The sequence below is a fragment of the Ruminococcus sp. AF20-12LB genome, from assembly GCF_003478985.1.
In the GTDB taxonomy this organism is placed as follows: domain Bacteria; phylum Bacillota; class Clostridia; order Lachnospirales; family Lachnospiraceae; genus Blautia_A.
On the sequence record NZ_QUGH01000003.1, the window covers coordinates 65,641 to 83,042 of the forward strand.

Annotated in this window: 13 protein-coding genes; 2 read left to right on the forward strand and 11 right to left on the reverse strand. The window is 45.2% G+C overall.

The genetic code is table 11. From position 1 onward, the window contains the following. Positions 1-35: 35 nt before the first annotated feature. Positions 36-1,604, reverse strand: a complete 1,569-nt coding sequence (locus DWX61_RS04675; protein ID WP_118624075.1) for an alpha-L-rhamnosidase-related protein — start codon at positions 1,602-1,604, stop codon at positions 36-38. 175 nt (positions 1,605-1,779) lie between these two features. Between DWX61_RS04675 and DWX61_RS04680 the strand changes: the two genes are divergently transcribed. After that, a complete protein-coding gene (locus DWX61_RS04680) occupies positions 1,780-2,832 on the forward strand; it encodes a helix-turn-helix transcriptional regulator (RefSeq protein WP_182433949.1) in 1,053 nt (350 codons plus the stop codon). Between the two features lie 123 nt (positions 2,833-2,955). Here the strand turns inward: DWX61_RS04680 and DWX61_RS04685 are convergent, their stop codons facing one another. From DWX61_RS04685 to DWX61_RS04715, 7 genes are all read right to left on the reverse strand, one after another. After that, entirely contained in the window at positions 2,956-3,777 is an 822-nt protein-coding gene (locus DWX61_RS04685; RefSeq protein ID WP_118624079.1) for an HAD family hydrolase, read from the reverse strand. 134 nt (positions 3,778-3,911) lie between these two features. Beyond that, positions 3,912-5,186: an adenylosuccinate synthase gene (locus DWX61_RS04690; protein ID WP_118513102.1), complete on the reverse strand. Its 1,275-nt coding sequence runs from the start codon at positions 5,184-5,186 to the stop codon at positions 3,912-3,914. A 109-nt stretch (positions 5,187-5,295) separates the two neighbouring features. After that, positions 5,296-6,729 carry an adenylosuccinate lyase gene (gene purB, locus DWX61_RS04695; protein WP_118624081.1) on the reverse strand — a complete coding sequence of 478 codons (1,434 nt, stop codon included), beginning with the start codon at positions 6,727-6,729 and terminating at the stop codon, positions 5,296-5,298. Between the two features lie 121 nt (positions 6,730-6,850). Further along, complete coding sequence (locus tag DWX61_RS04700) at positions 6,851-7,543, reverse strand: amino acid ABC transporter ATP-binding protein (protein ID WP_118513100.1); 693 nt, start codon at positions 7,541-7,543, stop codon at positions 6,851-6,853. A 21-nt stretch (positions 7,544-7,564) separates the two neighbouring features. Then, positions 7,565-8,215 (reverse strand): amino acid ABC transporter permease, encoded by a 651-nt coding sequence (locus tag DWX61_RS04705; protein ID WP_118624083.1) that lies wholly within the window; start codon positions 8,213-8,215, stop codon positions 7,565-7,567. A 228-nt stretch (positions 8,216-8,443) separates the two neighbouring features. Beyond that, a complete protein-coding gene (locus tag DWX61_RS04710) occupies positions 8,444-9,334 on the reverse strand; it encodes an amino acid ABC transporter substrate-binding protein (RefSeq protein ID WP_118624085.1) in 891 nt (296 codons plus the stop codon). A gap of 92 nt (positions 9,335-9,426) precedes the next feature. After that, the gene (locus tag DWX61_RS04715; RefSeq protein ID WP_182433950.1) at positions 9,427-10,149 is read right to left on the reverse strand and encodes a LytR/AlgR family response regulator transcription factor; all 723 of its coding nucleotides are present in this window, start codon (positions 10,147-10,149) and stop codon (positions 9,427-9,429) included. A gap of 168 nt (positions 10,150-10,317) precedes the next feature. Between DWX61_RS04715 and DWX61_RS04720 the strand changes: the two genes are divergently transcribed. Beyond that, entirely contained in the window at positions 10,318-11,757 is a 1,440-nt protein-coding gene (locus DWX61_RS04720) for a helix-turn-helix transcriptional regulator (RefSeq protein ID WP_118624089.1), read from the forward strand. Here the strand turns inward: DWX61_RS04720 and DWX61_RS04725 are convergent. Genes DWX61_RS04725 through DWX61_RS19175 form a run of 3 tightly spaced genes read right to left on the reverse strand, consistent with a single transcriptional unit; the run spans position 11,754 to position 17,340 of the window. Next, complete coding sequence (locus DWX61_RS04725) at positions 11,754-12,533, reverse strand: hypothetical protein (protein ID WP_118513096.1); 780 nt, start codon at positions 12,531-12,533, stop codon at positions 11,754-11,756. The two genes, DWX61_RS04720 and DWX61_RS04725, sit on opposite strands and share 4 nt — an antisense overlap. Beyond that, positions 12,530-13,804 carry a DUF5716 family protein gene (locus DWX61_RS04730; RefSeq protein ID WP_118513095.1) on the reverse strand — a complete coding sequence of 425 codons (1,275 nt, stop codon included), beginning with the start codon at positions 13,802-13,804 and terminating at the stop codon, positions 12,530-12,532. The genes DWX61_RS04725 and DWX61_RS04730 overlap by 4 nt, the downstream gene beginning before the upstream one ends. Beyond that, positions 13,801-17,340, reverse strand: coding sequence for a DUF5717 family protein (locus DWX61_RS19175; RefSeq protein WP_270427015.1), 3,540 nt, complete (start codon positions 17,338-17,340; stop codon positions 13,801-13,803). Before DWX61_RS19175 ends, DWX61_RS04730 begins: the two co-directional genes overlap by 4 nt. Positions 17,341-17,402 lie beyond the last annotated feature (62 nt).

Below are 17,402 nucleotides of genomic sequence, written 5' to 3' on the forward strand. Positions count from 1 at the left end.
AAATTCGCGCCCCCCCCGCAGGGGACTTACCTGCTTCAGTTAAAATATTTTCTGAGAAGATAAGTCGGAGTGCAGCTCCATGCGTGGCAGTAGCTGTTGACAATGCTGCTTCCATATGGAGATTCTGCAGGATTTTCAGGATTATAAAGCTCCCAGAATGTATCCGCACCGTGGCTTATCATTCCGCCCCAGTAATATTTCATATATTTCATTGCCTGGTCTTTTTTACCACACATCAGAAGTGCTTCCACAAAATGATGGTTCATATACGGAGAAACCATTCCTTTTTCCGGTTTCAGTTCCACCAGACGATCCAGTATTTCCGCTCCTTCTTCGCCGCTGACTGCTTCCGCCAGGACCATCCATACCTGACTTGCATAGTTGATCTGTTTTTCGTCGCCACTGACGAACAGCCCGCTCTCTTCATCAAAAAGATATTTTTTTGCAGATGCTGTTTTTGCCTCAGCCTCTTTTTTCAGTTCTTCTGCTTTTTCCATATCTCCGAGGAGTTCTGCGATCTTCTGTACTTTCTTCGCACAGTAGATATAAACACCCTGCATTGCGCTCTGCTTGTTCAGACCCTCTGTCCAGTCGATAAAGCCCCAGAAACCATCTCCGTTTTTCATAAGTCCGTTTTCATCGAACTGCTCTTTTGCGATCTCCATCTGACGGTATGCACAGGCACTTAAATCCTTTAAGGCCTCCTTGTCACCGGATGCTTCGTAGTAGTCACAGAGGGTTGCTCCGAAGAACATGGAGTAATCCAGAAGGAAGGTATCATCCACAATAAATTTCGGTTCTGTGAAAAGGCAGGCACTTACCTGTCCATTGTCCTTTGTCTGGCCTGCAAACAGATACAGGCATCTTTTTACCAGCTCCATGTTGTGGAATGTCTCATAATTTGCAAGCGCCTGAAGTCTTAAATCTCCAAGCCACAGACGGCGGTCTCTCTTGGGGCCGTCCTCAAATACGGTCTGCATGCAGTTTTGCAGGGTACGAAGACTGACACGATCCAGTCTGCGGATCACTTCATCCTCACTTTTCACCGGCTTCACATCTTCCATTCTGACAGAAGAAACACTGGTACAGAATACATCTTCCACTACCATCTGCCATTTCATGGAAGTGTCTATAGCTTCGATTTCCATATAACGGAAGGCATATCTTCTCGGAAGCTTCAGCTCTGCCGGAAGAACATCGATATGGATAAATTCTTCCTGTATCCAGCTTCTGCTGATCCATCCGTCATAGTCTGCAGAATCCTCGGTCATCTCCTTGGCGATCTCTCCGAACTTCAATCTAAAAAATGCCGGTGCGTCCTGAGGACTTCCTACAGAGTTCAGCTTCAGGGTCACGTATCCTACCTGATGATCTCCAAAATCCAGACAGATCTTGTCTCCCTTTGCAAGATGATAGCCTGAAAGATTTTTGATCTCATCCTTTTTGTGAACCTCCGGATAGACCTCCTCTGTTTTTACGATGTCTACAATAGAAACCGGACGAACTACCGTTTTCAGTAACTCCGGTGTACATGCTTCTGCTTTTTTTACAAAATCCTCATTGGTCACACGGACCATATTAAGATCAATACTTACCTCTGCCATTATATGGATATTCTCCTTTCATCCAGTTCTTCGATGATTCTTTCTGCATCACTATACACTTTTTCACTTTTTCTTCCAATTGTGATTTTTTTTATAAAACACTGATGTTTTTTTGGGTGATTATGATATACTTTACTCACCTGTTATGAAAAAGTTACATGGAAAGAGGACAGTCATGAAGTTTACCAGAGAAGAATTTCAGAAATATATTTATTCCTACAACGACGATGAAACTTTTTATAAGACACTTTATCTGCAGGAGAAGGAACATCCGGAGACTTTTCATGAATATTGCCTGACACTGGACCGTAAAAAGATTTATGAACACCGGCTTTATGTACCGGAGCTTCAGACCGAAGCCTGGTATCCCTATATGAAAGAAACCGATCTTTTTCATGATATAAATGGCAATATCGTGCTTTCCAAGCATTACCGCTATACCCCTGTTTTTCCCCATGAACATGAATTTTTTGAGATCCTCTGTCTGTATGACGGAACTGCCCACACTACGATACAGGGGATTGAACACACTTTGCATACCGGAGATATCTGTATCATCCCACCGCATACCACTCACAGTGTGGGGATCTTTGATGACAGTGTTGCTTTTAATATTCTGGTACGTAGCTCCACCTTTCAGTCCACATTCTTCCAGTCACTGACGGCAGACAGTGCCCTGACGCAGTTTTTTGCCCATGTGCTGTACCGCAAGACCGTGGGAAATTATCTGATCTTTCACAGTGGAAATGATGCACAGATCCATGACATGCTGGAAAATCTCTATATCGAATATCTCGGCCACGCCAAATACAGCTGCACCTTTCTCAACTCCATGCTGGTCATGTTCTGGGCCATGCTGCTGCGTTTTCACGAAAATGATATTGAATCCATCCTTACAAAGAACAGCACCGGGAAATCTGTGACGGAAATCCTAAACTACCTGAACTGCAACTATCAAAGCGTCACTTTACGTGACGCTGCGAGGCATTTTGGCTACAGTATTTCTCACTTCAGTACTCTGATCAGAGAGAGTACCGGGCGCACGTTTTTGCAGATCATCCGGGATATCAAGCTGGACCAGGCATGCCGCGCCCTGCGTGAAACATCTCTCAGCAATCTTGCGATCTGCGAACTTGTAGGATATGAAAGTCCGGAACATTTTATGCGTACTTTTAAAAAAGCATATGGAATGACTCCTGGTGAATATCGGAAGAAGAACAGGGAATAAATCTTATATATTTTCTGTATAACAGATGCCGTTCCGGGATATACTTATCATATCCTCCCCTTTAGAATGCAGAGGGCTTCGCGATGGTGCAGGTCCTCTGCGTTTCTCTTTTCACACTGAAGGTCATTTCACACCAAGCTTCTCAAGCTCCTTCGCCGCCTGCTTCAGATTCTCAAACCGGATGGTATGGATACCGGCTCTTCCGGCTCCCTCGCAATTCACGGCACGATCATCCAGAAATACCGATTTCTCCGGTTTCAGGCTGTAACGCTTCAGAAGTGTTTTGTAAATATCCACTTCCGGCTTAATCTGCTGCACATCACAGGAAAATACCGCTCCGTCCATATATTTCAGAAAAGACATATCCTGCTTTGTACGATCCAGCATATAAGTTCCGTAGTTGGAAAGGACATAGAGATGATATCCCTGATTTTTGAGATATTTCACCCAGGTTTCCGCATAATCATACAGATGCATACATTCCGGATCACGTCGTACCACCTCACGGATATCTTCTTCATATTCCGGTGCACTTTCCACAAATTTATCTACATACCAGGATTCCTCATGCTGTCCACGATCCTGTTCCTCCCAGATCGGGTTTCGAAATACTGCATCTGCGATTTTCTGATACTTTTCTTCCGGGAAGTCATAGCTTCGAAGATACTCTTCCCAGTCATAGCCCATCAGCACATTTCCCACATCAAAAATAATATTCTCGATCATACGGTTTTTATCCTCCCTCGGCTTTTTATTTCCCCAGATCCGGTACGACATCCAGAAAACATATGCCACGATCGGTACCAAAACTGCTGCTGCAAAAGATCCCCTGAACAAAGTCTGGGCGTCTTCACTGCTTCCCCAGGCAAATACCATGGGAAGGCAAAATACAAGAAGTAGTATAATAACACCTGCAAGAGCCGCGATTCTTTTAAAATTTTTCATTGAACTTCCTTTCACATGATACATCAGCTATTCTATCTGTTATTTTAACTGAATATCCCTTTGAACCAAAAGGGCGCCGGAGAAATTCTTCCCCGGCGCTTCCTGTTGGCATAATCCTGATACTGTAAAAATAATTATCTGTAAATGATGTCGCTTCTTCCTGGTCCGTTAGAGATCATTGTGATCGGGAATCCAATATGTTTTTCTACGAACTCTACATATTTTCTGCAGTTTTCCGGAAGATCCTCATATTTTTTGATTCCACGGATATCGCATTTCCATCCCGGAAGCTTCTCAATAACCGGTTTTGCTTTCTCAAGCTGCACAGTTGTCGGGAATTCTGTTGTTACCTCTCCGTCGATCTCATAGCCTGTGCAAACCGGGATCTCATCCAGATATCCCAGAACATCCAGTACTGTAAAAGCAACGTCTGTAGTTCCCTGGAGACGGCATCCGTATTTGGATGCAACACAGTCAAACCATCCCATACGTCTCGGACGGCCTGTAGTAGCACCGAACTCACCACCGTCACCGCCACGTTTTCTCAGCTCATCTGCTTCCTCGCCGAAGATCTCAGAAACGAATGCACCTGCTCCAACTGCACTGGAGTAAGCTTTGCATACGGTTACGACCTTCTTGATCTCATATGGAGGCAGGCCTGCACCGATGGCACCATAAGCAGCCAGTGTGGAAGAAGATGTAACCATCGGATAGATTCCGTGATCCGGGTCTTTCAGAGTTCCAAGCTGTCCCTCAAGAAGAACCTGTTTTCCCTCTTTCAGTGCATTCCAGAGATAGAGAGATACGTCGCATACGTATGGCTCAACCATCTTCTTGTATTCCATCAGCTCATTCATAATGTCTTCCGGTTTCAGAAGAGGCTTATGATAGAGATGCTCAAGTGTTACGTTCTTGGTCTCGCAGATACGTACAACCTTCTCTTTCAGTGCTTCCTCATCAAAGAGCTCACTTACCTGGAAGCCGATCTTTGCATATTTGTCAGAATAGAACGGAGCGATTCCGGATTTTGTGGAACCGAAAGCCTTGCCGCCAAGACGCTCCTCCTCGTACTGATCAAACAGAATGTGGTAAGACATTACCATCTGTGCTCTGTTGGAGATCAGGATCTTCGGTGCAGGTACTCCACGGCTTACCACTTCATTGTACTCCTTAAAGAATACAGGAATATTCAGTGCAACACCGTTTCCGATGACACTGGTCGTATGTCCGTAAAACACACCTGACGGAAGCGTATGAAGTGCGAATTTACCGTAATCATTTACGATGGTGTGGCCCGCATTGGCTCCACCCTGAAATCTCACGATGATATCAGCTTTCTCAGCAAGCATATCTGTGATCTTGCCTTTACCTTCATCTCCCCAGTTTGCTCCTACTACTGCAGTTACCATAACACAGTTCCTCCTTGTGTCTTTCTCTATTATTCGGAATGCCACGTTATCTGTATATCATCCACAGAAGACTGACATTCCTGTCTGTGTTCTTTTTATGCTTACAGCATTATACATTGATCTCAACTTTAACGCCAAGCAGATCTTTATGCGCATCCAGCACCGGCTGTACCACATTTGCAATGAAAGCTTCTGTCTGCTCTTTGGCACGTCCTGTATATCTGGACGGTTCCATGGCCTTCTGAAGATCCTCAAGAGTCAGATTAAACGCCGGATCTGCCGCGATCAGCTCAAGAAGATTGTTATCCTTACCCTCTACCTTCACGTTCTTTCCTGCTTCCATGGAAAGCTCACGGATACGCTCATGAAGCTCCTGACGGTCTCCACCTGCCTTAACCGCATCCATCATGATATTCTCAGTTGCCATAAACGGAAGTTCAGACATCAGTCTCTTCTCGATAACCTTCGGATAAACAACCAGTCCGTCTACAACATTGAGGCAGAGATCCAGGATTCCGTCGATCGCAAGGAATCCTTCCGGAACGCTGAGACGCTTATTTGCAGAGTCGTCCAGAGTTCTCTCAAACCACTGTGTTGCAGATGTGATCGCCGGGTTCAGTGCATCGATCATCACATATCTGGACAGGGAAGCGATTCTCTCACTTCTCATCGGATTTCTCTTATATGCCATAGCAGAAGATCCGATCTGGGATTTCTCAAATGGCTCCTCCACTTCCTTCAGATGCTGAAGAAGACGAATATCGTTAGACATCTTATGTGCACTTGCAGCGATTCCCGCAAGGATATTCAGCACACGGGTATCAACCTTTCTGGAATAGGTCTGTCCGGAAACCGGATAGCAGGATCTGAATCCCATCTTCTCTGCGATCATCGGATCGATCTTGTCGATGGTCTCCTGATCCCCGTCAAAAAGTTCCAGGAAGCTGGCCTGTGTACCGGTTGTTCCCTTTGAGCCAAGAAGCTTCATAGTGCTTAATACATACTCAAGGTCCTCAAGATCCATCAGGAATTCCTGAGTCCAGAGAGTTGCCCTCTTGCCTACGGTTGTCGGCTGTGCCGGCTGGAAATGAGTAAACGCCAGAGTTGGCTGATCCTTATACTGCGCTGCAAACTTGGAAAGCTCTGCGATCACGTTCACAAGTTTCTTGCGGACAAGCTTCAGTGCCTCTGTCATAACGATGATATCCGTATTATCTCCTACATAACAGGAGGTTGCTCCCAGATGGATGATGCCTTTTGCCTTCGGGCACTGTACGCCAAACGCATACACGTGAGACATTACATCATGGCGAACCTGACGCTCACGCTCCTTAGCCACATCATAATTGATATCATCCGCATGAGCCTTCATTTCGTCGATCTGCTCTTGGGTAATGTTAAGGCCAAGCTCACGTTCCGTCTCAGCAAGTGCGATCCACAGCTTTCTCCATGTGCGGAACTTCATGTCCGGAGAAAAAATATACTGCATCTCTTTACTTGCATACCGCTCTGACAGCGGGCTTACATATCTGTCTGTATTCATTACTACCTCCTGATCACATACCTCCGGGCCGGAATGGCGAAAGATCCGTTATCTGCCCGGTTCTGGTTAATTCACGCCTCTTGAAATTATATAACATTGCCTCTTTAAAAGCAACCGTTTGTTACTCCATACCCTGATGGAATTTTCCCAAAAATTCCTTCATTCTGCCATTTTCGGAAGAAAATACCTCCTGTGGCGTTCCCTCCACTGCGATCACACCCTTATCCATAAAGATGATACGGTCGGAAATATCTCTTGCAAAATTCATTTCATGAGTAACGATCACCATGGTGATATGCTCCTGAGCAAGATCCTTGATAACCTTCAGGATCTCACCGGTCAGTTCCGGATCAAGTGCAGATGTAGGTTCATCAAAAAACAGGATCTTCGGATTCATACAGAGCGCACGGGCAATGGAAACTCGCTGCTGCTGTCCTCCGGAAAGCTGAAAAGGATATGCCTTCTCCTTGTCTGCAAGGCCCATTTTCTTAAGAAGGCTTCTTGCCTGGGCGTAAACCTCATCTTTCTTTCTCTTCTGCACCTTCAGAGGTGCATCCACTATATTTTTCAGTACAGAAAAATGCGGAAACAGATTGAACTGCTGGAACACCAGTCCCACATCACCATTTTTGATGATCTCGCCGCTGTCCGGCGTCTCAAGTCCTGTGGCACAACGCAGGATGGTTGACTTGCCGGAACCGGAAGGACCGATGATACTTAAAACCTCTCCCTCTTCCACGTCAAGAGAGATATCTTTGAGAACTTCCAGTCCGTCAAAGTTTTTTTTGATGTGTTTCATTTCAAATAATTTCATATTTTATACTCTCCATTTCGGTCAGCGGTAGTAATTCATGCTTTTCTCAACCTTCTGCATCACAACAGCCACGATCAGGTTGAACACATAATAAAATATCGCAGCGATCACAAGTGGCATCATTGTTGTCTGTGCACTTGCGATCTGCTTGGCAATGGTAAACATCTCCGCAACTGCCACAACAAACGCAAGAGAAGTATCCTTGACCAGCGTAATGACCTCATTTGTAATAGACGGCAAAATCCTCTTGATCACCTGTGGAAGGATGATGCGGAAAAATGTCTGTACCTTATTGTATCCAAGGATCTTTGCAGCTTCATACTGTCCCACCGGCATGGATTCAATGCCGCCACGGTAGATTTCTGCAAAGTAAGCTGCATAGTTGATAGCAAATGCGATAAATACAGCGATCAGACTATATCCCATGGAAATACGGATCCCGAAGATAAAATACGGACCGAAATATACAACCATCAGCTGCAGCATCAGCGGCGTTCCTCTCATGATGGATATGTACCCGGATACAATGGTACGGATTACTTTGTTTCTGGACATTCTGCCAAAACAGATCAGAAGTCCCAGCGGCAGAGAAAACAGCAAGGTTATAAAAAAGATCTCAATAGAGACCAGCATTCCTCCTGCCAGCTGCTGGAGCATTACACTAAAACTCATTTTTTTCCTCCTGGTTCGGAGTATCAGTCCTATTTATCGGACTGATACCTGTAATTCCTGTAAACAACAGGAAATGAGCGTGCACGGCAGCTCTTTCTGCGCCGAAGCACCCTCATTTCCTTTTTATGCGGAAGCTTCAAAAGCTTCTGCTATGTTTCTTATTTCTACTGCTGTTGGATAGCTAAAAAAACATCTTCACAGTTTTTACTGTGCCGGATCTGCACCGGATCATTTGGATTCAGAATCGGTTTCTTTCTCTGTGCTGTCTGCATTTTCTTCTGTTTCAGCTTCTGCAGAATCAGAATCCTCTGTCTTATCCTTATCCTCACTGATGCAGAGCATGCTCTTATCCAATTCATACTTATCTGCAAGCTTGTCAACCTCGCCGGACTCGTCAAGCTTCTTGACCTCATCCCATACGAGATCCTTCAGTTCATCATTTCCCTTCTTGAATCCGATGCCATACTGTTCGTTCTGGATCGGCTCGTCAAGGATCACATATTTATCCTTGCCTCTCTGGGAAAGCTGATAATTAGCAACACCGATATCAACAGCGACAGCGTCTGCAGCTCCGGAATCAATATTCATAAATGCAGTGTTGTAGTCCGGATTCTCTGTAAGAGATGCAAAGCTGTCCTTCAGTTCCTTATTGTCATCGTTGTTCAGTGCGTCCAGCGCAGCGGATGCAGCCTGTACAACTACGTTCTTGCCCTTAAGATCCGCAAGCTTCTCAATTCCGGAATCCTTGGCAACTACGATCACCTGCTCATTGTTAATGTATGGATCACTCCATGTATAGTCATCCTCACGTCCGTTGATAGTAAATCCATTCCAGATACAGTCGATCGTTCCGGAGTTCAGCTCCATATCTTTGGAATCCCAGTTGATAGGCTTCTTAACAAGTTCCCAGCCAAGATTATTACATACTTCCTGGGCAAGGTCAAGGTCAAATCCTACATATTCTCCATTATCATCCTTATATCCGAATGGAGGATATTCAGCATCAAATCCTACGATCAGGTTCTTATCCTCAACACCTGCCTGTACACTCACTCCTGTTACCATCATTCCTATTGTCATCGCTGCCGCCATTACTACTGCAACTGTTCTCTTCTTCATGGTCATTCTCCTTTTTTCGGCTATCTCTTTATCACATGGTCACTCTACCACGTGAAAGTGTATGGTTATAGTAACATACCCAAAAGGAGCTGTCAAGAGCAAACCTTCTGCTCCGCCAAATAATCTTTGTATTTCTTTCTGGCCGTTTTCAAATATGTTCTGGAAATTGGGATTTCCGTCTGTCCGACCACAAAACTGTTCTTCTTAAGTGAAGTTACCTTCTCCATGTTGATACAAAAGCTCTGATGGCATCTCAGAAAGCTGCTGTCTGACAGCTGTCCTGAAAAATCCCCCAGCCTGGCTCTGCAGCTGATCTTTTTTCCATCGGTAAGATGAAATGTCACACTGTGAAGACTACTGGATATATACGCCAGATGATCGTGCTGCAGTGTATAAACCTGTGTCCTGTAACGAAAATACAGCGCTCTTCCGTCTTCACGCCTGCATACCTCCAGGATATGTTCCAGAACATGTTCCAGTTCTCCACTTTCAACCGGTTTGACCAGATAGTTATAGGCAAACACTTCAAATGCTTCTTTATAGAATTTCTCATTCTCTGCCACCAGTACAACCGGGATATAATGTCCTTTCAGACGCATTGTCCGTACAGTTTCCAGACTCCTGCCCTGATCACCATCCAGTCCCAAAAATATCAGATCGCAGATCTTATGTCCCTCTGCCAGTCCTTTCAGAAGACTCTCCCTGGTCCGATACAGAAGGAGCTCTGCATCAGGAACCAGTGTGGAAAGCTGCCTGTACAGCCTCTGTGCATCCTTTCGTATTTCATCACATATCGCGATCGTCATCACTGCCATTGCCGAGTTTTCCTCCATCATGCTCTTTCTGATATTTAACATTTTATTTTCAAAGAAAGACCTGCGCAATATGTGCTTCTAATTGTGCCTTGTTTTTTTACAAATTATTGCAATTCATGATCTGTTTTCGTATAATAATGCCATATAAGCACAAAAAGGAGTACTATCATGTCTGATTTCAGCAGCAAATGCCGGGAATACCTAAAGGATACAGGAGAAAACGTTTATCAGTTATCTGCTTATTCGGGACTTGACCGTACCTCTCTGCAGCGTATGATCACAGGGAAACGTCTTCCCGGTATTGATTTTGTGCGCCAGTTCTGCGATTCCCTCCGGATCAACCCTTCCCAACGCCGGGAACTGATGGAATTATATAAAATAGAAAAAATCGGAAAAGAAATTTATTACAACCGCAAATATATACAGGAACTTCTGGGTGTTATCAGCTCCCGGCAGGTCATTTCCCGGGAAGGTTTTCTCAGGCTTCCATCCTTTCCCTTTTACCGTGGAACTTTTTCTCTTGATGTGGAAAAGAAGGTCCTGAGCCTTTTTGAGGACATCCTGTCTTCCGGTTCTTCCGAAACGATCCGTACCAACCTTCCGGCCAACTGCCGGCTTCTTGTACAGATTTTTTCCCATCTTTATCCCAAATATGAGAAACTGCCACCGGTGATCCAGATCCTGCCGCTTCACCAGAACCCGTCCGCCTCACCGGATTACAACATGAATCTGGAAACCTTTCTCTGCACACTCCTTCCGATCCTGTCAGGTTTTGCGGGCTACCAGCCATATTATTACTATACTCAGGCAGGCCGAGAGTTTTCCAGCTATGAACTGTTTCCTTTTTTCTTACTCACTGAAAAAAAACTGCTGCTGTTATCCTCAGATATGATGACCTGTATTTTTACCGAAAATCCAGAAGCGATCCACGCATATCAGCAGGAATTCCGGCGGGTTCTTGAGAATTCCAGTCAATTCTTCCTGCAATCGGATTCTCCGGACAGGATCCTTAATATCTTTGATTCTATCATGCAGACAAAGATCTCAACAAATTTTGCACTGGAATCTCATCCCTGCCTTGCACTGATGTCCTATGGTCCGGGCTTTATTCAGTCATTGTTTGATAACAGGGATATCGATCTTTCCGATCCGGTCTATACCCAGCTGGCAGCGGTCCTGAACCAGACTTCCTTTGCTTTTACAGAAGCTGCCTTTTCCTGCAATTATTTTACACTGAGCGGGATCCGGAAATTTGCCCGTACCGGACTCCTTGACGGTCCTTATTCCTACCATCAGACCCCTCTTCCGAAAGAAGAACGAAAAAAAGCCCTCAGGCATCTTCTTGACACAGATATGGGACATGAAAAATGCAGGATCCTGAAGCCTTCCGTACTTCCTGAAACCGGGATTCATCTGGAAGTTCTATCTGACTATTCCGTTTTTCTCTGCTTTCTTTCCGAAAAAGATACTTTTCTCTGTATCTATCTGAAAGAGACCAGTATCGGACAGGCCCTGAATGATTACCTCTGTTCTCTGTCTGAGGAAGAATCCGTATATACAAAAAAAGAAGCCCGGCAGATCCTGCTGGGACTTCTTGAACAGCTTTAAGAGCCGGTACTTCTGTGATATTCTCTTGTAAGATCCTCCAGGATCCTGTCGGTTTCTCCGGATACGATATGCTGCTCCGGGAGACCGGCAAAGTTTTTCAGAGCCTGGTCTGTTTCCTGCATTACCCTTTCATCTGTCTTCAGCTCTTCCTGTCGTTTCCTGTATTCTTCTTCACTGTGAACACTGCGGTAGGCCAGAAGATAAACCTTCATTGCTTTCTCTGAATGATTCTCCTTCCATGCTTTCCAAAAGCAATCCAGCGCCTTATCCATCTGGAACAGATAACCGTATGCGCATCCCTGGTTATGCAGGATTCTTTCTCGCATCTCTCCGGTAATCTCTTTCCCGCCGTGCTCAAGAAGCTTCTGATAAACACGGAGCGCATTCACATACATCCGGTTTTCCATCAGTGCGTCGCCTTTTCGCTTCTCCCGTATTTCTTCAGGTTCACGTTTTCTGGCTTCGATGCGCCCGTTTAAGGTCTTAAGTTCTTCATAAGCCAGATAATTGATCTCTTTAAATATCGGATACAGTACTTCTTCAAGTCCGGCCTCTCTCCCAATATAAGGTTTCAGCTTGGCCGCAAGCTTCGGAAGCTCCAGTTCTTCCTCCAGCCAGGTACAAAGCTTACTGCTGATCAATGAGCTGTCCACAAGATAAAGATTGTTATAAAGATAATAGCAGAGTTCTTCTATAGAATAGATATTGGTACTGATATTTTCGATATAAAACGGCTTCTCTGCTTTTTTTACCTGACATAAAATATATCCGCTCATGCCTGATTCCTTTCTTCCTGCTCATCCCATCGTACCAGTTCCCTCCAGATTTTTCCACTGGAAGGATACATTTCGCCAAATCCCAGATCCTTCACTGTGATCTCGCAGTCTCTCGGCGATACGTATTTCAGCATGAGGGAAAGCCTTGAAGTCCGATTAGGCCGCTTTGGCAGACCGTCAAGTGCCATGGCCACACGTTTCTTCTCGGTCTCTTCCGGAATACTTACCACAAATACCAGTTCACTGGTATCATCCAGGATTAGCTCGCAGGATGCACTGCATTCATACCAGTTGCTGCCGCTTTCGATCAGCGGATAGTAAGCCGGAGAGCCCATCACCCGCATGTCCATCCCTACATCCACAGCCACCAGCGAATCACTTAAATAGCGGTAACCTTTGAGTTTTTTATCCTCCAGCCTGTCCTTACCGGCTATGCAGGCTCCCTTTGCAAAAAGATTGTTTCCATAAAAAACCTTCCGTCCCTGATGACACAGGAGCTTTACAGACTGCTGTGCCCACTTCTGGTCAAATCCTTCTCCCGTGATCTGCACACTGGAGAAGAGTTCTTTGCCGAGAGTCTTACTGATAAAACGGTAAAATTCCACATCACGGATCTCATCTTCCGGTTCAAGCTTTGTACTGACCGGATCCTCCAGTTTTACAAGCACCGGTCTGGAAGAGCCGTTGATAGTCAGCTTCCGGAAGGTTACCGTATCGCCTGCAAAGGCATACCATCCTACACTTCGATTCCAGGTTTCCCGTTTCTGCCCCAGCGCATAATAATAAAAACTCTCGCCATAGTCCATAAGCATATATTTCTCACGTGAAAAACCTGCAAGGCTGCAGGCCTTCTGATAATTCCGTACCTGAAGTGTACTAAGTTCCGGCGATGTGATACAAAGGCACCGGGTATTCTTTACAATATCCTGGATTCCCAGAAATTTCAGGATTCCCCTCAGAAAATGTGCCAGAAGCTCTGCCGGCTCTTTTTCCTCTCCTGCCACCTGGATCTTTTCTTCCTTCTGACAGATATCATAAATATTTCCGATCATGATCCCGCCCTTTTCCCTGGCAAAATACTCTGCTTCCAGACCTACGCAGTAATCACCGTGATCGGTACGATAGCAGATACAGCCCGGAGCTTCGTACTGACTGGCTCCTACCTTCATGGAAAGAGAACGGGCTTCTTCTGCTTTTCTGTCATAATAACAGATCTGTGTGTATTCTTTTCCAATATCAATTCCTATGATCAAGTCACGAATTTCATTCATCTTTCCGGTTCCTTCTCTATGACAAACATTTCATTAACGTACTGTTCCTGCCGGAGATACTGTGCCAGCTTCTCCTTCACTTCCGTTTCTTTCTCAAGTTTTCTTGCACAGAGTATCTGATTGATCAGCTGATATTTGCTGGATGCCTGATCACTACTCTGGTTCATGGTCAGTATTTTTTCTTCCGTTTTGTGTACACCGGTTTCATCTTCTGTCTGGAAATAATATCGCAGGGTTTCTCCATAAAACAATGTAAATGCTCTGGCAAAAATTCCCTCATAGACATTTTTGAGCGGTTCACTTTTATAGTCCGGTACAGTTCCAAGTCCGGTATCCAAGGAATAATACAGTGTGACCGAAGCCTCCGGTGAAGTATGATACTCTACAAAAGTCTTATCATCCAGCTGATACGGTCGCAGGATACTCTGATCCAGGTTCCGGAAAAACTCAAATATCATTCCTTCCTTTACACAGGAAGAAAGGATTTTTTCCTCCATTTCCAGATTTTCTTCATCAGAAGTTTTCTCTTCGGAAAGCAGTTTCAGAAGGGTCAGGTCACAGATCCGGTCTCCGGGCCACTCCTTTTCTCTGCGATTTTTCAGATACTCCTTAAGTCCCGGCATCTCCGGCATTTCTTTTACAAACATTCCGTAAGACATCAGAGTCAGATACGCACCGATCACACTCTCTTTTCCGGAATGGCGGATATATGCTTTCAGGATATCCGCACCCTCTGACCGGTAATCCCAGTTAAACATCAGAAGAGAAAGGATCCTCTCCTCCAGATTATAGGTATCCATCTCAAACCCACAGGCACTTTTCCAGATATCCAGAAGCTCATCCACAGGTCCAAACCGGAATTTCATCAGATACATGAGGATCACTTCATCATAGATTCCCTGTCGGTATACATGAGAGGAAAGTGCGATCAGCTCTTCGTCTTCCGCACAGTCACAGCGGATGATCATACGGCTTACCAGCTTCAGAAGAGCACGCTCCTCTACTCCTTCAAATCCAAATGCTTCCACCACGCTCATAGCCTGCGGAAACAGTCCCCGCTGGATCAGGATCTCCAGAAGGGTTTTCCGGTCGACCATGGCATATTCCCGATAATCCATCATCTCCAGACAGGCATCCAGATCTTCTCCCTGCACGTGATCCCGATAATAATCCAGGATCTTTTTGCGGATCAGCCTCTTATATTCATCGGTAAACGCCGGTGAAAGGACCAGTTTCTGAAAAATCCCCAGATTCTTACGACTGATCTCCTGCCCCTGACAGTAATGTAAAAGCACAGCCGGTTCATCTGCCCCTTTTTCCAGCACTGCCGGAACCATCTCACGATCATCGAAAAGTGGTGTCAGATTATAATCTACCGTAGCAGCATAACGTCTCTGTTTTTCATCCTGAAATACAACGGCCGCATCTTCGCTGCAGATCCTCGGGTAAGCGATCCCATGGATACACGGATAGATTTCTTCCTGTTTCATCTGTCTGTGACGGACGATCACACTACGGACCTTCGGATCATCCGTATACAGCCGGTGGGTAAACATTCTGGAGGCGATCACCTGCGCTTTTTCGCTGTCCGATGGTTCCCGCATGAATTCCTGATAAACAGTGGCATAATTTTCATTCATCCGGCCTTCCCGTAACTTACGGAAAGCAAATTCCTCCATGCTTTCACGATAACTTTCGTATGTCTGTGGATCACGTTCCTTCCCTGCAATGATGCATGCATACAGATAGGCACGCTTGGAATCACCGAGAGTATTGTTGTTATAGGTAAAATACATCAAAAGCGGTTTCGGCAGGACTCTCCGATAAGAGGTATCCAGTGTTTCCACATAATATTCATACAGCCGTGTGATCCGGATTCCGCGGTCCACGGCAGCAGAAAACCACTGAAAATATTCCGGTTTTCTTGGATTTCCCTTCATAATATATTTACAGATAGCTTCCACGGTATCATCTGACGGAAAGGCTTCACATCCCATGGCCATAGCACGGTACAGGCTTTCGTTAAAAGCTTTTTCATAGCCGGAAAGATATGCCAGGCGCATGACCAGCTCTTCCGTCAGCATCTGTTCTTTTCCTGCAAAAAGGAATACCTGGGCCCAGAACCCATTGATTCGATGCAGCAGCGACATATCTGCACAAATACTGTTCCATGCTTCCAGATACAGAAAAGGACTTGTACATCCCCGCTCAAAAAGTTCTTCCATCAGAAAGATCTTTTTTGACGGAGAAAGCGTATGATCCATTTCAAATGCCAGTTTCAGAAGGATAAAGCTGTCTTCCTTCTGCATCCGGAAATTCTGTACCTTGCGGAGGGCCTGTTCCTTATCCCGGTACAGCCCGGTCTGTGTACACAGATACAGATAAATCCCTGCCAGTTCCAGTTCATTGTGATGAAAGGATTTATTCTGATAACGCTCAAGGATTTCTGAAGCCTGGTCATCTTCTCCTTCCAGATGAAGAAGATAGGCTTCCAGAAGCTGATATTCCGGATATTTCAGTCCGCTTTCGCCCATACGGTCAAGTTTCTCATGAGTAAAGGCTGTCCAGGCCTGAAAATCTGTTCTTTTACAGAGATATCCCAGGTATTCCTTCATCAGAGATATCCGGTACTGTTTTTCCAGAAGATCCAGGTTCACGGCACTCTCAGTTCCTCTGGATGCAAGAACGTGATATACCAGTTTCTGGTATGGGGTTTTTACAATGATCTCGCCGTACTGATTCCCTTTTCCCAGTTTTTCCTGGCGTATCACATAGTTTATTTCACAGGTACTTCCGATAAAATCCTCTTCTGTGACCACATGCTTGCCTGCTTCCAGAAAATCCCCGTTTACCTCAATATCTGCCCGCAGGTGTCCCCATCCGCTCCTGTGGATATAAAGGGATTCCTGAACAGATTCACTGACATCATAAAAACCGGCCTCTTCTCTGTTCAGACTCAATGTCACCTTTTCCTTGGCACCGGCTGCGATCAGAAATTCCTCCAGATGCTGATAGGTCACCGGCTGCTGTGACATTCCTGCATAAAGAGAACGGATCTTCTCACTCTGATCACTCAGGATCAGGGAAAAATGGCGTTCTGTAAAAATCCGGTAAGCCTCATGGAAATCTTCTTTTGCAATGTGCAGAAATTCTTCCAAAGAAGACACCTTTCTGCCTGCACTCTTCACCTCTTCCGTCTGTACCTGTACAGTGAACGGCAGCTTATATTCTCCGATACTGGTAGTAAAACACAGCCAGCCTTCAAAGCTCTCTCCCGGCTTCATTCCCTCTGCATCTACCCCATAAGGCATGCGCACCGTAGTTCCGGAAAAGCGGTCAAATCCGGGTACCAGTCTCCGGTCAGATGAAGTCACAAATCCACTGATCCTGCGGTTGTCATCGGTACCGAAATAAATCTCATCCTTTGTGGTCTCTCCTGCCTTCAGCGTAGCGAAAATACGGTCCTGTGAAAACAGAAGCTCCGGCTGTTCATAAATAAATTTTCCGTTAAGAAGCTGTTCTATCCTCTTTTTCAAAATATATACTCCTCATCAATATACACTGATTGTTGTCACTCGTATTTTATGATTATACACCA